This is a genomic window from Pedobacter sp. GQ55, from assembly GCF_059758925.1.
Window position 1 is genome coordinate 666,850 of sequence record NZ_JCAXEI010000001.1, and the last position, 16,662, is coordinate 683,511.

A 16,662-nucleotide genomic window follows, 5' to 3' on the forward strand; every position below is an offset into this window, starting at 1 on the left:
ATGCAGTTGCAGGAAGTTTTATATGGGGTAGCAATAACAAACCTGGTTGGATCAACCAACAGGGAGGTTCGTGCTTTGGTGTTTGACTCGCGTCAGGTTGTTAAGGATGTTGCGTTTTTTGCTGTTAAAGGTACTTTGTCTGACGGTCATGCTTTTATCCCGGCTACTATTGAAGCGGGTGCAAGTGTTATAGTTTGTGAGACGATGCCCGAGGTTAAAAACGAACTGGTAACCTATGTAGAGGTTGAAAACAGTGCTGCTGCGCTGGGTATTATGGCTTCTAATTTTTACGGTAATCCTTCTTCTAAACTGCAGTTAATTGGTATTACCGGTACTAATGGTAAAACTACTATTGCTACCTTGTTATTTAAATTATTCAGGGAGCTTGGTTATAAGGTTGGTTTGATCTCGACCGTGGAGAACCATATTAATGATGAGGTGATCCCTGCTACACATACTACACCAAATCCTTTGGCTTTAAACAGCCTATTACAGGATATGGTAGCGGCCGATTGCAGTTATTGCTTTATGGAAGTAAGCTCGCATGCGGTGGTGCAGCATAGAATTGAGGGCTTGAGTTTTTCGGGTGGGGTGTTTTCTAACATCACCCACGACCATTTAGATTTTCACTTAACCTTTGACAACTACATTAAAGCTAAAAAGGCATTTTTTGATGTGTTACCAAAATCGGCTTTTGCATTAACTAATCTTGATGACAAAAACGGTATGGTGATGCTTCAGAACACCAAGGCGTCGAAAAAGACTTATGCGCTTAAACAGCTTGCTGATTTTAAAGCAAAGGTGATTGAGAACAGCTTTAGCGGTTTGCATTTGGATATTGACGGGGCTGATGTGTTCTTTAAACTGGTGGGTTCTTTTAACGCTTATAATTTGCTTGCGGTATATGGTACGGCGATGTTATTGGAGCAGGATCAGCTTTCTGTGCTGACTGTGTTGAGCAGGTTAACAGGGGCTGAAGGCAGGTTTGAATACATCACTTCTACTCAGAACATAATTGGAATAATAGATTACGCACATACTCCTGATGCAGTACAAAATGTATTGAGCACCATACAGGATATAAGAAAAGGTACCGAACAGGTGATTACGATAATTGGCTGTGGTGGCGATAGGGATAAAACTAAACGACCTATTATGGCACAAGTGGCCTGTGATTGGAGCGATAAAGTGATTTTAACTTCGGATAATCCGAGAACGGAAAACCCGCAAGCGATAGTGGAGGATATGGAAAAAGGTGTTTCGCCAACAAATAAAAGAAAAACATTAAGCATAGTGGACAGGAAAGAGGCAATTAAAACTGCCTGTCATTTGGCCAAACCTGGTGATATTATTTTATTGGCAGGCAAGGGGCATGAGAAGTATCAGGAAATAAATGGTGTCAGACATCATTTTGATGATAAAGAGGTATTGATGGAACAATTTAACTTGATGAGCTAATGTTGTATTATTTATTCGAGTATCTGAATCAGAATTATGAATTTCCCGGATTGAGGTTGTTTCAATACATCACCTTCCGTACCTCTTTGGCTGTAATTATCTCACTGATCATTACTACTGTTTACGGTAGAAGATTGATTAATTACCTGCACAAAATGCAGGTGGGTGAAACGGTTAGGAACCTTGGCCTGGAAGGGCAAATGCAAAAACAAGGGACTCCTACTATGGGGGGGATTATCATTTTGCTGGGCATATTGGTGCCTACATTGTTGTTTGCCAACCTTACCAATATTTATGTGATCCTGATGATTGTAACCACTATTTGGATGGGGGTTATAGGCTTTGTTGATGATTATATTAAGGTTTTTAGAAAAAATAAAGAGGGACTAGCAGGTCGTTTTAAGGTTGTCGGGCAATTTGGACTGGCACTTATTATTGGCTGGACAATGTACTTTAACCCGAATATCGTAGTAAGGCAGACTGTTGATGAGACCGCGAATACAAAAGTGACAACCGGTATAGGTGCCAAGACTACTGCTCCGATGGTTTTAAGACAAAAGGGAGAGAGTTTTTATTATACTCAGGATGTTAAGTCAACACTGACCAATGTTCCTTTCTATAAAAATAACGAGATGGATTATGCTAAGGTGCTTAAGTTTTTAGGCCCTGGTTATGAGAAATATGCTTTTGTAGTTTTTCTGTTATTTGTGATTGTAATTGTAATAGCGGTTTCCAATGGGGCCAATATTACCGACGGTATTGACGGGCTGGCCACGGGTACGTCGGCTATTATTGGTTTAACACTGGGGCTGCTGGCCTACGTGTCTGGTAATACCGTGATTGCGGATTACCTGAACATTATGTATATCCCGAATTCGGGTGAGCTGATGATTTTTGCGGGTGCTTTTGTAGGGGCTTGTGTGGGCTTTTTATGGTACAACTCTTATCCTGCCCAGGTATTTATGGGCGATACAGGAAGTTTGGCTATTGGAGGTATCATAGCAGTTTTTGCCATCATGATTAGAAAAGAATTATTGATCCCGATTTTATGTGGGGTTTTTCTGATAGAGAATTTATCTGTAATTATTCAGGTAAGCTATTTTAAATATACCAGAAAGCGGTTTGGCGAGGGCAGAAGGGTTTTTCTGATGTCGCCCTTACACCATCATTATCAGAAGAAAGGATACCATGAAGCTAAAATCGTAACCCGGTTTTGGATCATTGGGATCTTATTGGCCATCATCACTTTAGTCACTTTAAAACTGCGGTAATGGAAAAGGATAGGATTGTAATTCTTGGTGCGGGAGAGAGTGGGGTTGGAGCGGCAATGCTGGCGCAGAAACAGGGTTTTGATGTTTTTGTGTCGGACTTTGGTGCCATAGCCACCCAGTATAAAGAGATTTTAGAGGAATTGCGTGTCCCTTTTGAAGAGAAACAGCATACCGCCGAGAAAATATTGAATGCAGTTGAAGTGATAAAAAGTCCGGGAATACCTGATACCGCTCCGATTATTAAGGAGATTAAGAAAAAGGGGATTCCTGTGGTTTCGGAAATTGAGTTTGCAAAACGGTATACCAATGCAAAAACCATTTGTATTACCGGCTCGAACGGTAAAACAACTACTACCATGCTTACCTATCATACGCTGAGAAAATCAGGTTTTAATGTGGGCCTTGGCGGTAATGTTGGACATAGCTTCGCGGCTTTGGTGGCAACGGCCGATTATGACTGGTATGTGCTGGAGCTTTCGAGCTTTATGCTGGATGACATGCATGAGTTTAAAGCCGATATAGCGGTATTATTGAACATTACACCTGATCATTTGGACAGGTATGATTATAAACTGGGTAATTATGCAGCATCAAAAATGCGCATCACCCAAAATCAGACAGCTGATGATGTTTTCATTTACTGCGCTGATGACCCTGAAACTTTAAAGGTTTTAAAAACAACGAACGTGAGTTCAAAAATGTATCCCTTCTCTATTCGTAAAAAGATTGAGAGCGGGGCATACCTGGAAAGCGATAACATACACATAAATATACACCTAAACGACGAACTAACCATGTCTATTTCAGAGTTAGCCCTTCAGGGCAAGCATAATATTTACAACTCTATGGCTTCGGGCATAGTAGCCAAAGTATTAGACATTCGAAATACTTCCATCCGCGAAAGTATGGGAGATTTTAAGAATATTGAACACAGGTTGGAGCATGTGGCAAAGATTTCGGGGGTGGATTACATCAATGATTCTAAAGCCACTAATGTGAATTCGACCTGGTACGCTTTGGAGAGTGTAGGAACTGACGTGATCTTGATTATGGGAGGCGTTGATAAGGGCAATGATTACAATATGCTTAAGGATATGGTGCACCAGAAGGTGAAAGCCATTGTATGTTTGGGTAAAGACAATAAACGCATTCACGAGGCTTTTGAAGATGATGTGGAGATTATCGTGAATACTTTTTCTGCTCACGAGGCGGTGCAGGTAGCCTATCACCTTGCTAAAAAAGGAGATACGGTATTGCTTTCGCCGGCATGTGCAAGCTTTGATTTGTTTAAAAATTATGAAGACAGGGGCAATCAATTTAAGAGCGCCGTTAAAGAATTGTAGACTATGGTTGCAATAAATAAACTTCTGGACAAGACAAAAGGAGATCGCTGGATTTGGCTGATCATCATTTTGTTGTCGCTTATTTCCATTTTGGTAGTATACAGTTCTACCAGTACTCTGGCATTTAAGCGTGGTGTAGGAGTGGAAAAATTACTGCTTACCAAACACGTGATATTTGTGCTGATAGGTATTGCTATGATTTATATCGCCCACCTTTTGGATTACAGGTACTATGCCGGAATTTCTAAAGTGCTGATGGTAATTACGATTCCGCTGCTGGTGTATACGCTGATTTTTGGAGCCAATGTAAATGATGCTTCGAGATGGGTGAAGATCCCGCTGATCGGGTTAACGTTTCAGACCTCGGATTTGGCCAAGCTGGCTTTAATTACGTTTCTGGCCAGGATGCTGACCAGGAAGCAGGAGAATATTAAGGATGTTAAAGAAGCATTTATACCCATTATGGGCTCTGTTTGCGTGGTGTTTGTGCTGATTGCATGGGCAAACATGTCGACCGCTTTAATGCTTTTTGGTGTAAGTATTTTGCTGTTGATTATTGGCCGTATCAGTATTAAGCAAATCATGATGGTGTGTGCCGGTGGTTTTGTACTGTTGCTTTTTGTAGCCTTTTTAGGTCCACGCCGGGAAGTGTACAAATCACGTATTGAAACTTATATGCACCCGGAGCGTCAGAACTCTGATAAAACATTTCAGTCCGACCATTCCAAAATTGCTTTGGCCTCTGGCGGGGTTTTTGGTAAAGGTCCGGGGAATAGTATTGAAAAGAACTTTTTGCCTCACCCGTATTCTGATTTTGTGTTTGCAATGATCATTGAGGAGTACGGAACTATAGGGGGGATAATTGTAATGTCGCTTTATCTGGTACTGCTTTATCGATGTATAAAGATTGTAACCAGGGCGCCCAAGGCATTTGGGGCATTGCTGGCGGCAGGATTAAGTTTTAGTTTAACCATACAGGCCTTTGCAAATATGGCTGTTGCTGTCGGTTTGGGCCCGGTTACCGGTGTGCCTTTACCGCTGGTGAGTATGGGTGGAACCTCTCTGTTATTTACCAGTATTGCATTTGGGATAATATTGAGTGTGAGCAAGGATGTTGAAGAAAATAATAGTAAAAAAGTAATTGTAGGTGAAATACCTGCAATGGCATAAAATAAGATGATGAAACCAACAAGGGTAATTATTTCGGGTGGCGGTACTGGCGGACATATTTTTCCGGCCATATCTATCGCCAATGCGCTGAAGCGTATGGAGCCAGCCTGCGAAATATTATTTGTTGGTGCAACCGGCAGAATGGAAATGGAAAAGGTTCCTGCTGCCGGGTATAAGATTGTGGGTTTAAATATAAGTGGTATCCAAAGGGGATCTATTATTAAAAACCTTGGCCTTCCGTTTAAGCTTTTAGGAAGTGTTAAAAAGGCCATGCAGCTGATCGCTGAATTTAAACCAGATGTTGTAGTTGGAGTTGGTGGCTATGCATCGGGACCGATATTGTATGCCGCATCATTAAAAAATATTCCTTACCTGATACAGGAGCAAAACTCTTATGCAGGTATAACCAATAAATGGCTGGGTAAAAAAGCGGCTAAAGTTTGTGTTGCTTTTGATGGCATGGATCAGTTTTTCCCTGCTGCCAATATATTGAAAACCGGAAATCCGGTAAGAAAAGATGTTGTTGATATTTTAAACAAGCATCATTCAGGAGCAGAATTGCTAAAGCTTGATCCGCTTAAGAAAACGATATTGGTTACAGGTGGCAGCCTGGGTGCAGGTACTTTAAATAAAAGCATTGAAAAACATTTGCCTGAGTTATTGAAGGAAGATGTACAAGTGGTATGGCAAACGGGTAAGTTTTATTACAAAGGAATTGTGGAGCGTTTAGGTTTGAATTTTCATCCGAATGTGCGCATTCTGGAATTCCTGAATAAGATGGACATGGCTTATGCCGCTGCTGATCTTATTATATCAAGAGCCGGTGCCGGTACTATTGCAGAATTGTGTTTGATTAAAAAACCGGTTATCCTGGTTCCTTCACCAAATGTGGCTGAAGATCATCAGACCAAAAATGCGCTGGCTTTGGTGAAAAACAATGCAGCGCTGTTGATAACAGATCACTCTGCCGAAGATACGCTGGTGCCTGAAGCTTTATCGTTGCTGAAAGATAAAGAGCGGTGTAAAACATTTTCTGAGCATATTGGTGAGATGGCTTTGCCTGATGCCGATAACCTGATTGCACAACAGGTTTTAAATTTAGCTGGAAAGGGGGGGCGGAGTAATGGAACTGGATAACATAAAAAGAGTTTATTTTGTAGGTATCGGCGGGATTGGAATGAGTGCCCTTGCCCGTTATTTTGTGAAGAGAAAATGCATTGTTTGCGGTTACGATAAAACAAAGACCAACCTAACAACTGCTCTTGAGCAGGAGGGAGTTTTGATATCTTATGTGGATAATGAGGACACCTTGCCCAATTGCTTTACGGCAGATGATAAAGAAACACTGGTAGTTTATACACCTGCCATCCCTAAGAATTCGGAAATATTGAATTATTATAAAGGGCATGGTTTTAAACTTAAAAAACGCTCCGAGGTTTTGGGTATCATTAGTAAAGGTCAGTTTTGTATTGCTGTTGCCGGTACGCACGGCAAAACCACTACTTCATCGGTAGTTGCCCATATTTTAACGGACACAGGTTATGGCTGTACCGCATTTTTAGGCGGCATTGCTACTAATTATAACAGTAACTTTTTAATTGGCAGTAACAATGTAGTTGTGGTAGAGGCTGATGAATATGACCGTTCATTTTTGACGCTGCATCCGGATATTTCGGTAATCACTTCTATGGATGCTGATCACCTGGATATTTATGGTGATGCTTCGCAATTGCAGGAGTCGTTTCAGTTGTTTGCCGGTCAGCTAAAGCCTGAAGGTACACTGTTTGCTAAAGAAGGTTTGCCCCTTGCCGGTTCGATAAGTTATAGCGCAGATCTGGATTCGCAGGTTAAGGCCAAAAACATCAGGGTGGAGCACGCAAGTTTTGTGTTCGATTATGAGGATGCCGATCATTCGATTGAGGGAATAAGCCTGATGCTTCCGGGAAAACATAACGTGGAAAATACGGTGGCGGCAATTGCTGTTGCTTTAAAACTGGGTATTGATCCTGATAAGATAAAAACTGCAGTAGGTAATTTTAAGGGTGTAAAGAGAAGATTTGAGTATATCGTAAACTCTCCGAAACATATTTATATAGATGACTATGCCCATCACCCTGAAGAATTAAGGGCCTGCTTTAATGCGGTAAGACAATTGTATCCTGATAAGAAACTGACAGTGATCTTCCAGCCGCATTTGTTTACCCGCACCCGCGACTTTGCAGATGATTTTGCACAAGTTTTAAGCACTGCAGATGATTTGATACTGTTGGAAATATATCCGGCCCGGGAATTGCCGCTGGAAGGGATTAATTCGCAGTATTTGTTAGATAAGATCTCGTTGAAAGACAAAGAGATATGTGGAAAAGATTTAGTTGTAGAACGCATAAAGAACAAGCAGCCTGAGTTAATTTTAACTGTAGGTGCCGGTGATATAGATACATTGATACAACCACTAAAAACCCTGTTGACAAATGCTTAAGAGGATAAATTGGAGATCGGTATTTAAAGGTTTCGCCTGGATAGTTAGTCTGGCCGGAATTATAGTGCTCATGAGTTTTGTGAGCATTAAGAAAGATACCGTGACTTGTACCAATATTAAAATCTTAATTCCGGGAGCGGATAACTTTATTGAGAGGGAAGAAGTAGATGCAATTTTAAAACAAAGTCAGGGTGTATTGATTGGTAAGAAACTGGAGCAGATCAATCTGGAAGAAATAGAACAAAAATTAAAGGCTAATCCCTACATCGCTTTTGCAACAGTTTACGCTGATATGAATGGGGTAATTCATATTAATGTTAAACAGCGCCAGCCGATATTAAGGATTATCAATGCAAGTGATCAGGATTTTTATATCGACAGGAATGGATTGAAAATGCCTATTTCTCCAAATTTTACAGCCAGTGTATTGGTGGCGAACGGAAAAATAATGGAGCATTTTAGTGGTAAAGTAGATACTTTAATTACCAGGCTGGCCAAGGATCTGTATAAAACGGCATTCTATATTGAACAGGATACATTATGGAATGAGCAGATTGAGCAGTTGATTGTGGATGATAAAAATGATATTCAATTGGTGCCAAGAGTAGGCAATCAGCGGATCATTTTAGGAACTGCAGATTCACTGGAAGTTAAGATGAGGAATTTGCGCGCTTTTTACGATAAGGCAATGCCTAAGGTGGGATGGGACACCTATAAAACCATCAATATAAAATATACCAATCAGGTTGTTTGCGAAAAGAACAAGGTTGATTCTTTATCCGGGGTAGCTAAGTTAGACTCGCTGGAGAGGAGGCCGATAGATACGATGGTTCGCGAAGAGATGCCTGAAGAACTAAAGGATGATAATTAAAACAGATACCAGGAAAAACAAGAATAATAAACTCAACAAATCAATATAGTTATGGGCAAAGAAAAATTAACCACTCAGTCTCCAATCGTAGTAGGGTTGGATATTGGTACTACTAAGATCTGTGTGATCGTTGGTCGCAGAACACAACACGGAAAAATAGAAGTATTAGGTATAGGAAAAGCAGAATCCGCAGGGGTAACACGTGGCGTGGTATCCAATATCCAGAAAACAGTTCAGGGGATAGCTCAGGCGGTAGAACTTGCAAGTGGGCAATCGAACGTCGAAATCCGCGTTGTTAATGTAGGTATTGCTGGCCAGCATATCAAAAGTTTACAACACAGAGGTATTTTGACCAGAAGAGAGTTAAATAATGAGATAGGAAAGAAGGATATTGACAAGCTAATTGATGATATGTTCAAACTGGTTATGCCCCCAGGAGAAGAAATCATCCATGTATTGCCACAAGAGTTTACTATCGACAATGAGCCGGGTATTAAAGATCCTATTGGAATGGCAGGCGTGCGTTTGGAAGCAAACTTCCATATCATTTCCGGTCAGGTAACTGCGGTAAAAAATATAATGAGGTGCGTAACCAATGCTGGGTTACAAACTCAGGAATTAATACTGGAGCCATTAGCTTCTTCTGAATCGGTGTTGAGCGATGAAGAGAAAGAGGCGGGCGTGGCTTTGGTAGATATAGGTGGAGGTACTACCGATATCGCTATTTTCCATGAAGGAATTATCCGTCATACTGCTGTTATTCCTTTTGGTGGTAACAGCGTAACTGAAGACATCAGAGAAGGGTGTTCTGTGATGAGAAACCAGGCGGAATTGTTGAAGACCCGTTTTGGTTCGGCGCTTGCAGAAGAGAATAAAGAGAACGAGATTATTTGTGTTCCGGGATTAAGAGGAAGAGAACCTAAAGAGATTTCAGTGAAAAATCTTGCTTATGTAATCCAGGCCCGTATGGAGGAAATTATTGAGCATGTTTATTACGAAATCAAATCTTCGGGATATGAGAAAAAACTAATCGGAGGAGTAGTCATTACCGGTGGTGGTGCGTTGTTGAAACACTTGTCTCAGTTGGTTGAATATGTAACCGGATTGGATTGCCGTGTTGGATATCCGAATGAGCATTTGTCTAAATATGAAGACATGCCTAAAACCATCTATGATGATTTAAAAAGCCCAATGTATGCTACCAGTGTTGGCTTGTTAATTAAAGGTATACAAAAAGCTGAGGAGCTGCTTGAAGAAATGAAGCAACCGGGAGTATTTGTAGAGCGACCAAAAGATAAAGAGAAAGTGAAACGTTCAGGTGGTGGATTATTTGATAAACTTCTAGCTAAAACAAAAGATTTCATCAAGGATGACATGAATGTAAGCGATGAAGATTATATAAAGCCGTAATATTTTTCAACAAAACACGATTTTTCCACATTCTTAACAGTTGTGGAAAACGCCTGTTAAAAAAGTGTTAATATTACATAGAGAGATGAACAGGAAAAACGAATTTTTAAATAACTGATTCATAAAGATATGCAGTTTGAAATGTTAAAAGATAAGTCGTCAATCATCAAGGTAATTGGTGTTGGTGGCGGTGGAGGTAATGCGGTAAACCATATGTACCGTTCTGGAATTACAGGTGTTGACTTTATCATTTGTAATACTGATGCGCAGGCTTTGGAGTTTAGTCCTATTCCTAATAAGGTTCAACTTGGTGCAAGTTTAACTGAAGGTATGGGTGCAGGCTCTATTCCTGAAGTTGGTAAAAATTCAGCCATAGAGAATATAGACGATATTAAGCAGATGCTGGGCAATACTACAAAAATGTTGTTCATTACGGCAGGAATGGGTGGAGGTACCGGAACAGGCGCCAGCCCGATCATTGCTAAAGCTGCAAAAGAATTAGATATTTTAACGGTAGCCATTATTACGACGCCTTTCTCCTTTGAAGGTAAAAGACGTAAAATGCAGGCTAACGATGGTTTAGATGAACTTAAAAAATATGTAGATTCTTACCTGGTTATTTCTAACGACAGGTTGCGTGAAATATTCGGTAACCTTACTTTAGGTTCAGCATTTGCCCAGGCGGATGATATTTTAACCACTGCTGCAAAAGGAATTGCCGAAATTATTACGGTACCGGGATACATCAACGTGGATTTTAAAGATGTGCGTACTGTTATGAAAGATAGTGGCGTATCTATAATGGGGAGTTTTGCATGCGAAGGTGAAAACAGGGCATTAAATGCTGTTGAAGGTGCTTTGGCTTCTCCATTGTTGAAAGACAATGAGATTGAAGGTGCAAGATATATCTTATTAAACATCAGTTCCGGAGTACAGGAAGTAACAATGGACGAGGTAACGATCATAACTGATTATATCCAGGATAAAGCCGGTCTTTCTGCCGATTTGATCTGGGGTAACTGTATTGATGAGAACCTTGGTGAAAGGTTGTCTGTAACCATTATTGCTACTGGTTTCCAAACTAAAGAACAGCGCGAAGAAGATAAAAAGAACGTTAAAAAGATCTCTTTATTAACTCCTGAAGAAGCACCTATGGTGCGTCCGGTAGAGCCTGTTAACTCTTTCATACAACCTAAAGCTGACGTTCCTGTTCAGGAGCCGGTTATGAAAGGCAAAGAAGAAATAAAGCAATCTGATCTTTTCGGTGATTTATTTAATATCAATAAAGCCAGAAAAGCTGATGAGCCTGAAAATACAGTGGTAAGACACACCTTAATTGAAGAAGAACCAGCTCAGGAAACTCAACAAGAGTCATCTGGCTTTGAATTCGAAATTAAGCTTGCAGAAACTGATTTTGTATTTGAAACCCCTGCATCAGTATTCAATAATGATGTTGAACCTCATAGAGAAGAAGTTCAGGAAGCAGGAGCGGATGATGACAAAAATGATGAGTCAATAGAAGATCAGCTTAAAAAATCAAAAGAAAGGATTTTAAGGTTAAAAGACCTGAGTATGAAGTTAAGAACTAGCAATGGTTTGCAGGAGTTAGAGAATGAGCCGGCTTATAAACGTAAGCAAATGCAGTTACAGCAGGTTCAGCACTCATCTGAGTCTCAGGTTTCAAGATTTACTTTAAGTAATGACGAGGATGGATCTACTGAAATCAGACCAAATAACTCATTTCTTCATGATAATGTTGATTAATTATTAAGATAAAAAAAATAAAAAGCCTTAGCAAATAAACATGTTAGGGCTTTTTTGGCATAATAATCGCGTATTAGCCTTAATACATACTGATGTTGCGTATCAGTCATATTAACCTTAAATTTGCAAAAAAATAAAAAAACTTAATACATATAACATTGGATATTTTTGAAAAGATAACAAAGCATATGGGCCCGCTTGGGCAACATCACAAATGGTCACATGGATATTTCTCATTTCCTAAATTAGAAGGAGATATTGCACCTCATATGAACTTCCGAGGTAAAGAACATTTAGTGTGGAGTTTAAATAACTATTTAGGTTTAGCTAATCACCCTGAAGTAAGGGAAGCTGATTTAAAGGGAGCAGCAGAATTTGGAATGGCTTATCCAATGGGTGCCCGTATGATGTCGGGTAACTCTAAATACCATGAACAACTGGAGCAGGAGCTTGCGGCATTTGTAGGTAAACCAGATGCTTTCTTGTTGAATTATGGGTATCAGGGAATGGTTTCTATCATTGATAGCCTTGTGGATAGGAATGATGTTATTGTTTATGATGCTGAATCTCATGCATGTATTATTGACGGATTACGTTTGCATATGGGTAAGCGTTTTGTATATAAACATAACGATATTGATAGCGCGCGCAAACAGCTTGAAAGAGCAACCAGGCTTGTTGAGCAAAGTGGTGGCGGTATACTGGTAATAACAGAAGGTGTTTTTGGTATGTCGGGTGCGCAAGGAAAATTAAAAGAGCTTGTTGACCTTAAAAAAGAATTCAACTTCCGTTTATTGATTGATGATGCACATGGTTTTGGTACTATGGGACCTACCGGTGCAGGTACTCATGAAGCGCAAAATTGTATCGACGGCGTAGATGTTTACTTTGGTACTTTCGCTAAATCTATGGCGGGTATAGGAGCATTTGTTGCCTCTACAGAAGATATGACTAATTTCTTCCGCTACAACATGCGTTCTCAAACTTTTGCTAAAGCATTGCCCATGCCAATGGTTATTGGTTTGTTGAAAAGGCTGGAGCTGTTAAAGAACAATCCTGAACTTAGAGAGAAATTATGGAATGTAGCTAATACGTTGCAGAAAGGTCTTAGGGAGCGAGGATTCGATTTAGGCGTAACAAATACAATGGTTACTCCGGTATTCTTAAAAGGCGAGTTATTGGATGCTACTGCACTGACAATGGATCTTCGTGAGAACTACGGAATATTCTGTTCTATTGTGGTGTATCCTGTTATCCCTAAAGGGCTAATAGAGCTTAGGTTAATACCAACAGCTGTTCACACAACGGAAGACGTACAGCGTACATTAGATGCCTTTAGCGAAGTTTCAGATAAATTGAAAAGCGGATACTACAAAGAGAATCAATTCTCAATAGCATAAAATTCACTTAATAAAAAAGCCCCTCTAAGTATATTGGAGGGGCTTTTTTATGTTGTGTTGTTTCGTAATTATCTGATTTTCAATTGGATAATTCGATTTTAGGCGGAATAATTGTGTATAACCCCCTATAATGTGGAAAAAAACAGTGTTTTAGGCACTTTTTTATTAATCCAAAAGTTTTTTTTGTAAAATAAACATCTTACTTTAGTAATAGAGTATTAATCAAAACCTTAAAAACCTAAAAGGAGTAAATTAACGATGAAAAAATTTAATGAAGTAAAAGAGCTTGTAGCAGCTTTAGAAGCTGATGCTGACAAATTCTACAACAAGGCGAACAGCGCTGCAGGTACTCGTGTACGTAAAGGTATGCAAGATCTTAAGAACTTAGCTCAAACGATTCGTTTAGAGATTCAAGAAACAAAAAATAAAGGTTAGAACCACTTTATTTTTGTTTTGATGAATAAAAAAAGCGTCACGAATTATCGCGACGCTTTTTTTATTGGGTAAATGTTTTAAAACTTTCGTCATCTCAACGATAGGAGAGATGACGATTTAATGCGCTAAGCTGTAATCTTTTTCGATTCGGAAATAATTGCCTCACGTATAGCAGGTGATACTTTAACCAAAGGAAGTCTAAGGTTATCATCGCATACACCAAAGTATTTTAACGCTGCTTTAGCGCCTGCCGGGTTACCTTCTACAAACATTAATCTGGTAAACTCGATTAAACTAAGGTGCAGCGGAAGTGCTTTAGCAAAATCGCCGGTCAGACATAATCTGATCATGTCAGACAGTTGTTTTGGCAATGCATTTCCGATCACAGAAATTACACCTACAGCACCTAATGATATCATTGGCATTGCAACAGGATCATCACCAGAAATTAACATAAAGTCGGCCGGTTTATCTCTCATGATCTGATTAAACTGATCAAAGTTTCCAGAAGCTTCTTTAATGGCAATGATGTTCTTTAAATCTGTAGCAAGGCGACAGGTCGTTTCGGCGCTGATATTGCTTCCTGTACGTCCTGGTACGTTATACAACAAAATTGGCAGTGAGCTGGACTCACTAAGTGCTTTATAGTGTTGGTAAATGCCTTCCTGAGTTGGTTTATTATAGTATGGGCTGGCAGATAAAATGGCGTCGTAACCACTTACTTCAAAATCTTTTATGTTTTGCGCAATAACAGTTGTGTCGTTGCCGCCAATACCGGCAATTAGTGGTAAACGGCCATTATTTATTTCTGCTGTAAATTCCCAGATCTTCTTTTTTTCGTCCTTATTGAGTGTTGATGCTTCTCCTGTAGTACCTAATGATACCAGGTATTCTACCTTTCCCTCGATCAGGTAGTTGATCAGGTTTTTCAACCCGTCAAAATCTACTGACCCATCTGCATTAAATGGCGTAACCAGTGCTACACCCGTTCCATGAAATTTGTTCATTGTTTAGTTATTATTTCAACATCTCTAATAAATCACCCTCTGAAATCAGTGGTACATTTAGTTTCTTCGCTTTATCCAGTTTAGACGGACCCATATTGTCGCCGGCAAGCAAATAATTAAGCTTGGCCGAAATGCCGCTTAAGATTTTGCCACCATTGCTTTCTATCAGATCCTTAAGTTCTTCTCTGCTATAATTTTCAAAAACGCCCGAAATTACAAATGTTTTTCCAGTTAATTTGTCACTTTGTAAAGCAATTTCATTTTCTATAGCTTCAAATTGAAGTCCGTAGGATTTTAAAAGCCCAATTTGATGTAAATGTTCGGGATTTCCAAAATATTCAATGATACTTTCTGCGATACGTTGTCCGATTTCATCTATTGCGGTTAGTTCTTCGAGGCTGGCTGTCGACAATTTGTCGATATCTTTAGCACCGAAAGCTAATTTTTTGGCTACAGTTTCGCCTACATATCTGATACCCAATCCGAACAATACTTTTTCAAAAGGCATCTGTTTAGACTGCTCAATACCTTTAAGCATATTTTCAATAGAACGTTCTCCAAAGCGGTCTAAAGTTTTCAGTTCTTCGGCTTTTTCATGAAGTGTATACAGATCACTGATGTGCTTTACTAATCCCTTTTGATAAAATGTTTCTATGGTTTCGTCGCCAAGGCCGTCGATATTCATTGCTTTTCTGCCAATAAAATGTTGGATCTTGCCTACAATTTGTGGCGGACAAGCTTCATCATTAGGGCAGTAGTAGGCAACTTCACCTTCTTTTCTGATCAGGGCTGATTGGCATTCGGGACAAACTGAAGGATATATAATTTTAAGTGCACCGGCTTTGCGTTTATCCAGGTTCACATTAATTATTTTAGGGATAATCTCTCCGCCTTTTTCTACAAAAACACTATCTCCCTCATGCAAATCCAATCTTTCAATCTCATTGGCATTGTGCAGGGTGGCCCTCTTTACAGTAGTGCCGGCAAGTTGCACCGGTTTTAAATTCGCCACAGGAGTAACTGCGCCTGTGCGGCCCACCTGATAGGTTACCTTTTCCAGAATGGTCTCTACTTCTTCTGCTTTGAATTTAAATGAAATGGCCCAGCGTGGAGATTTAGCCGTAAAGCCCAATTCCTGTTGTTGTGCATAGCTGTTCACTTTAATTACAATGCCATCAATGTCGTATGATAGTTTGAAACGCTCAGTTTCCCAATGCTTAATGAACAATAATACATCATCAATATTGTCAACCAGTTTGGAATTGGTACTTACGTTGAATCCCCAGCTTTTTAAAGTCTGCAGGCTTTCCCAATGTGTTTTAAAATAATTCTTGTCGGTATTTAGTGAATACAGGAAGCAATCAAGAGGGCGTCTGGCCACTTCTTTTGAGTCCTGCATTTTTACGGTTCCTGCGGCAAAATTTCTTGGGTTGGCATATTGGATCTCCCCAAGCTCTTCGCGTTCCTTATTTAAGCGCTCAAAGGCTGCACGGTGCATAAAGATTTCACCTCTGATCTCGAACAGGGGAGGTACCTCTTCATTTTTTAATTTATGAGGGATGTTGTTAATGGTTTTAACGTTGGTGGTTACGTCATCGCCCTTGGTTCCGTCCCCGCGGGTAACGGCCCTTACAAGCCTGGTATCTTCGTAGGTAAGGCTAATAGAAAGTCCGTCGAATTTGAGTTCACAAACGTATTCAAAACTTTCACCAATGGTTTTTCTTACCCGTTCATCAAAATCACGAAGGTCTTGCTCGTTATACGTATTGCCCAATGAAAGCATTGGCCACCTGTGCTTTACCGTGGTAAATGTTTTGGTGATTTCGCCTCCAACTTTCAGGGTAGGAGAATCTGGGTCTGCAAATTCCGGATGCTCCTTTTCCAGCTTACCAAGTTCCTTAAGTTTTTTGTCGAACTCATAATCGGCAATGGTAGGCATTGCCAATACGTAATAATTGTAACTGTGTTGGTTAAGCTCCTTAACCAATGCATCCATTTTATCTTTTATATCAAATAGTGACATAGAAGCGAAGATACAAATTAGCTTTAGGAGC

At 39.9% G+C, this 16,662-nt stretch carries 13 protein-coding genes; 11 read left to right on the forward strand and 2 right to left on the reverse strand.

What is annotated here, in order from left to right:
• The 11 genes from AC6CH7_RS02740 (at position 1) to AC6CH7_RS02790 (ending at position 13,601) form a co-directional block, all read left to right on the forward strand.
• Positions 1–1,458: a UDP-N-acetylmuramoyl-L-alanyl-D-glutamate--2,6-diaminopimelate ligase gene (locus AC6CH7_RS02740; protein ID WP_498261554.1), complete on the forward strand. Its 1,458-nt coding sequence runs from the start codon at positions 1–3 to the stop codon at positions 1,456–1,458.
• Positions 1,458–2,729 (forward strand): phospho-N-acetylmuramoyl-pentapeptide-transferase, encoded by a 1,272-nt coding sequence (gene mraY / locus AC6CH7_RS02745; protein ID WP_498261232.1) that lies wholly within the window; start codon positions 1,458–1,460, stop codon positions 2,727–2,729. The genes AC6CH7_RS02740 and mraY overlap by 1 nt, the downstream gene beginning before the upstream one ends.
• Positions 2,729–4,072 carry a UDP-N-acetylmuramoyl-L-alanine--D-glutamate ligase gene (gene murD / locus AC6CH7_RS02750; protein WP_498261233.1) on the forward strand — a complete coding sequence of 448 codons (1,344 nt, stop codon included), beginning with the start codon at positions 2,729–2,731 and terminating at the stop codon, positions 4,070–4,072. The genes mraY and murD overlap by 1 nt, the downstream gene beginning before the upstream one ends.
• 3 nt (positions 4,073–4,075) lie before the next feature.
• The gene (locus AC6CH7_RS02755; RefSeq protein WP_052334066.1) at positions 4,076–5,242 is read left to right on the forward strand and encodes an FtsW/RodA/SpoVE family cell cycle protein; all 1,167 of its coding nucleotides are present in this window, start codon (positions 4,076–4,078) and stop codon (positions 5,240–5,242) included.
• Positions 5,243–5,251: 9 nt separating this feature from the next.
• Positions 5,252–6,379, forward strand: a complete 1,128-nt coding sequence (gene murG / locus AC6CH7_RS02760; protein ID WP_498261555.1) for an undecaprenyldiphospho-muramoylpentapeptide beta-N-acetylglucosaminyltransferase — start codon at positions 5,252–5,254, stop codon at positions 6,377–6,379.
• Positions 6,366–7,721: a UDP-N-acetylmuramate--L-alanine ligase gene (murC, locus tag AC6CH7_RS02765; RefSeq protein WP_498261234.1), complete on the forward strand. Its 1,356-nt coding sequence runs from the start codon at positions 6,366–6,368 to the stop codon at positions 7,719–7,721. Before murG ends, murC begins: the two co-directional genes overlap by 14 nt.
• Positions 7,714–8,592, forward strand: a complete 879-nt coding sequence (locus tag AC6CH7_RS02770; protein ID WP_498261235.1) for a cell division protein FtsQ/DivIB — start codon at positions 7,714–7,716, stop codon at positions 8,590–8,592. The genes murC and AC6CH7_RS02770 overlap by 8 nt, the downstream gene beginning before the upstream one ends.
• A 51-nt stretch (positions 8,593–8,643) precedes the next feature.
• The gene (gene ftsA, locus AC6CH7_RS02775) at positions 8,644–10,002 is read left to right on the forward strand and encodes a cell division protein FtsA (protein ID WP_048904200.1); all 1,359 of its coding nucleotides are present in this window, start codon (positions 8,644–8,646) and stop codon (positions 10,000–10,002) included.
• A 129-nt stretch (positions 10,003–10,131) separates the two neighbouring features.
• On the forward strand, positions 10,132–11,766 hold the full coding sequence (gene ftsZ, locus AC6CH7_RS02780) for a cell division protein FtsZ (RefSeq protein ID WP_498261236.1): 1,635 nt from the start codon (positions 10,132–10,134) through the stop codon (positions 11,764–11,766).
• A 158-nt stretch (positions 11,767–11,924) separates the two neighbouring features.
• Positions 11,925–13,166: an aminotransferase class I/II-fold pyridoxal phosphate-dependent enzyme gene (locus AC6CH7_RS02785; RefSeq protein ID WP_498261237.1), complete on the forward strand. Its 1,242-nt coding sequence runs from the start codon at positions 11,925–11,927 to the stop codon at positions 13,164–13,166.
• A 258-nt stretch (positions 13,167–13,424) separates the two neighbouring features.
• The gene (locus AC6CH7_RS02790; protein ID WP_048904203.1) at positions 13,425–13,601 is read left to right on the forward strand and encodes a BF3379 family histone-like protein; all 177 of its coding nucleotides are present in this window, start codon (positions 13,425–13,427) and stop codon (positions 13,599–13,601) included.
• Positions 13,602–13,726: 125 nt separating this feature from the next.
• On the opposite strand, the gene dapA is transcribed toward AC6CH7_RS02790, so the two are convergent.
• On the reverse strand, positions 13,727–14,608 hold the full coding sequence (dapA, locus tag AC6CH7_RS02795; protein WP_498261238.1) for a 4-hydroxy-tetrahydrodipicolinate synthase: 882 nt from the start codon (positions 14,606–14,608) through the stop codon (positions 13,727–13,729).
• Positions 14,609–14,618: 10 nt separating this feature from the next.
• Positions 14,619–16,631, reverse strand: a complete 2,013-nt coding sequence (ligA, locus tag AC6CH7_RS02800) for an NAD-dependent DNA ligase LigA (protein ID WP_498261239.1) — start codon at positions 16,629–16,631, stop codon at positions 14,619–14,621.
• Positions 16,632–16,662 lie beyond the last annotated feature (31 nt).

Bases quoted from the DNA above. Each gene is read 5' to 3' on its own strand.
- AC6CH7_RS02740 (WP_498261554.1), top strand. From the start codon at position 1: ATGCAGTTGCAGGAAGTTTTATATGGGGTAGCAATAACAAACCTGGTT.
- mraY (WP_498261232.1), top strand. From the start codon at position 1,458: ATGTTGTATTATTTATTCGAGTATCTGAATCAGAATTATGAATTTCCC.
- murD (WP_498261233.1), top strand. From the start codon at position 2,729: ATGGAAAAGGATAGGATTGTAATTCTTGGTGCGGGAGAGAGTGGGGTT.
- AC6CH7_RS02755 (WP_052334066.1), top strand. From the start codon at position 4,076: ATGGTTGCAATAAATAAACTTCTGGACAAGACAAAAGGAGATCGCTGG.
- murG (WP_498261555.1), top strand. From the start codon at position 5,252: ATGAAACCAACAAGGGTAATTATTTCGGGTGGCGGTACTGGCGGACAT.
- murC (WP_498261234.1), top strand. From the start codon at position 6,366: ATGGAACTGGATAACATAAAAAGAGTTTATTTTGTAGGTATCGGCGGG.
- AC6CH7_RS02770 (WP_498261235.1), top strand. From the start codon at position 7,714: ATGCTTAAGAGGATAAATTGGAGATCGGTATTTAAAGGTTTCGCCTGG.
- ftsA (WP_048904200.1), top strand. From the start codon at position 8,644: ATGGGCAAAGAAAAATTAACCACTCAGTCTCCAATCGTAGTAGGGTTG.
- ftsZ (WP_498261236.1), top strand. From the start codon at position 10,132: ATGCAGTTTGAAATGTTAAAAGATAAGTCGTCAATCATCAAGGTAATT.
- AC6CH7_RS02790 (WP_048904203.1), top strand. From the start codon at position 13,425: ATGAAAAAATTTAATGAAGTAAAAGAGCTTGTAGCAGCTTTAGAAGCT.
- dapA (WP_498261238.1), bottom strand. From the start codon at position 14,608: ATGAACAAATTTCATGGAACGGGTGTAGCACTGGTTACGCCATTTAAT.
- ligA (WP_498261239.1), bottom strand. From the start codon at position 16,631: ATGTCACTATTTGATATAAAAGATAAAATGGATGCATTGGTTAAGGAG.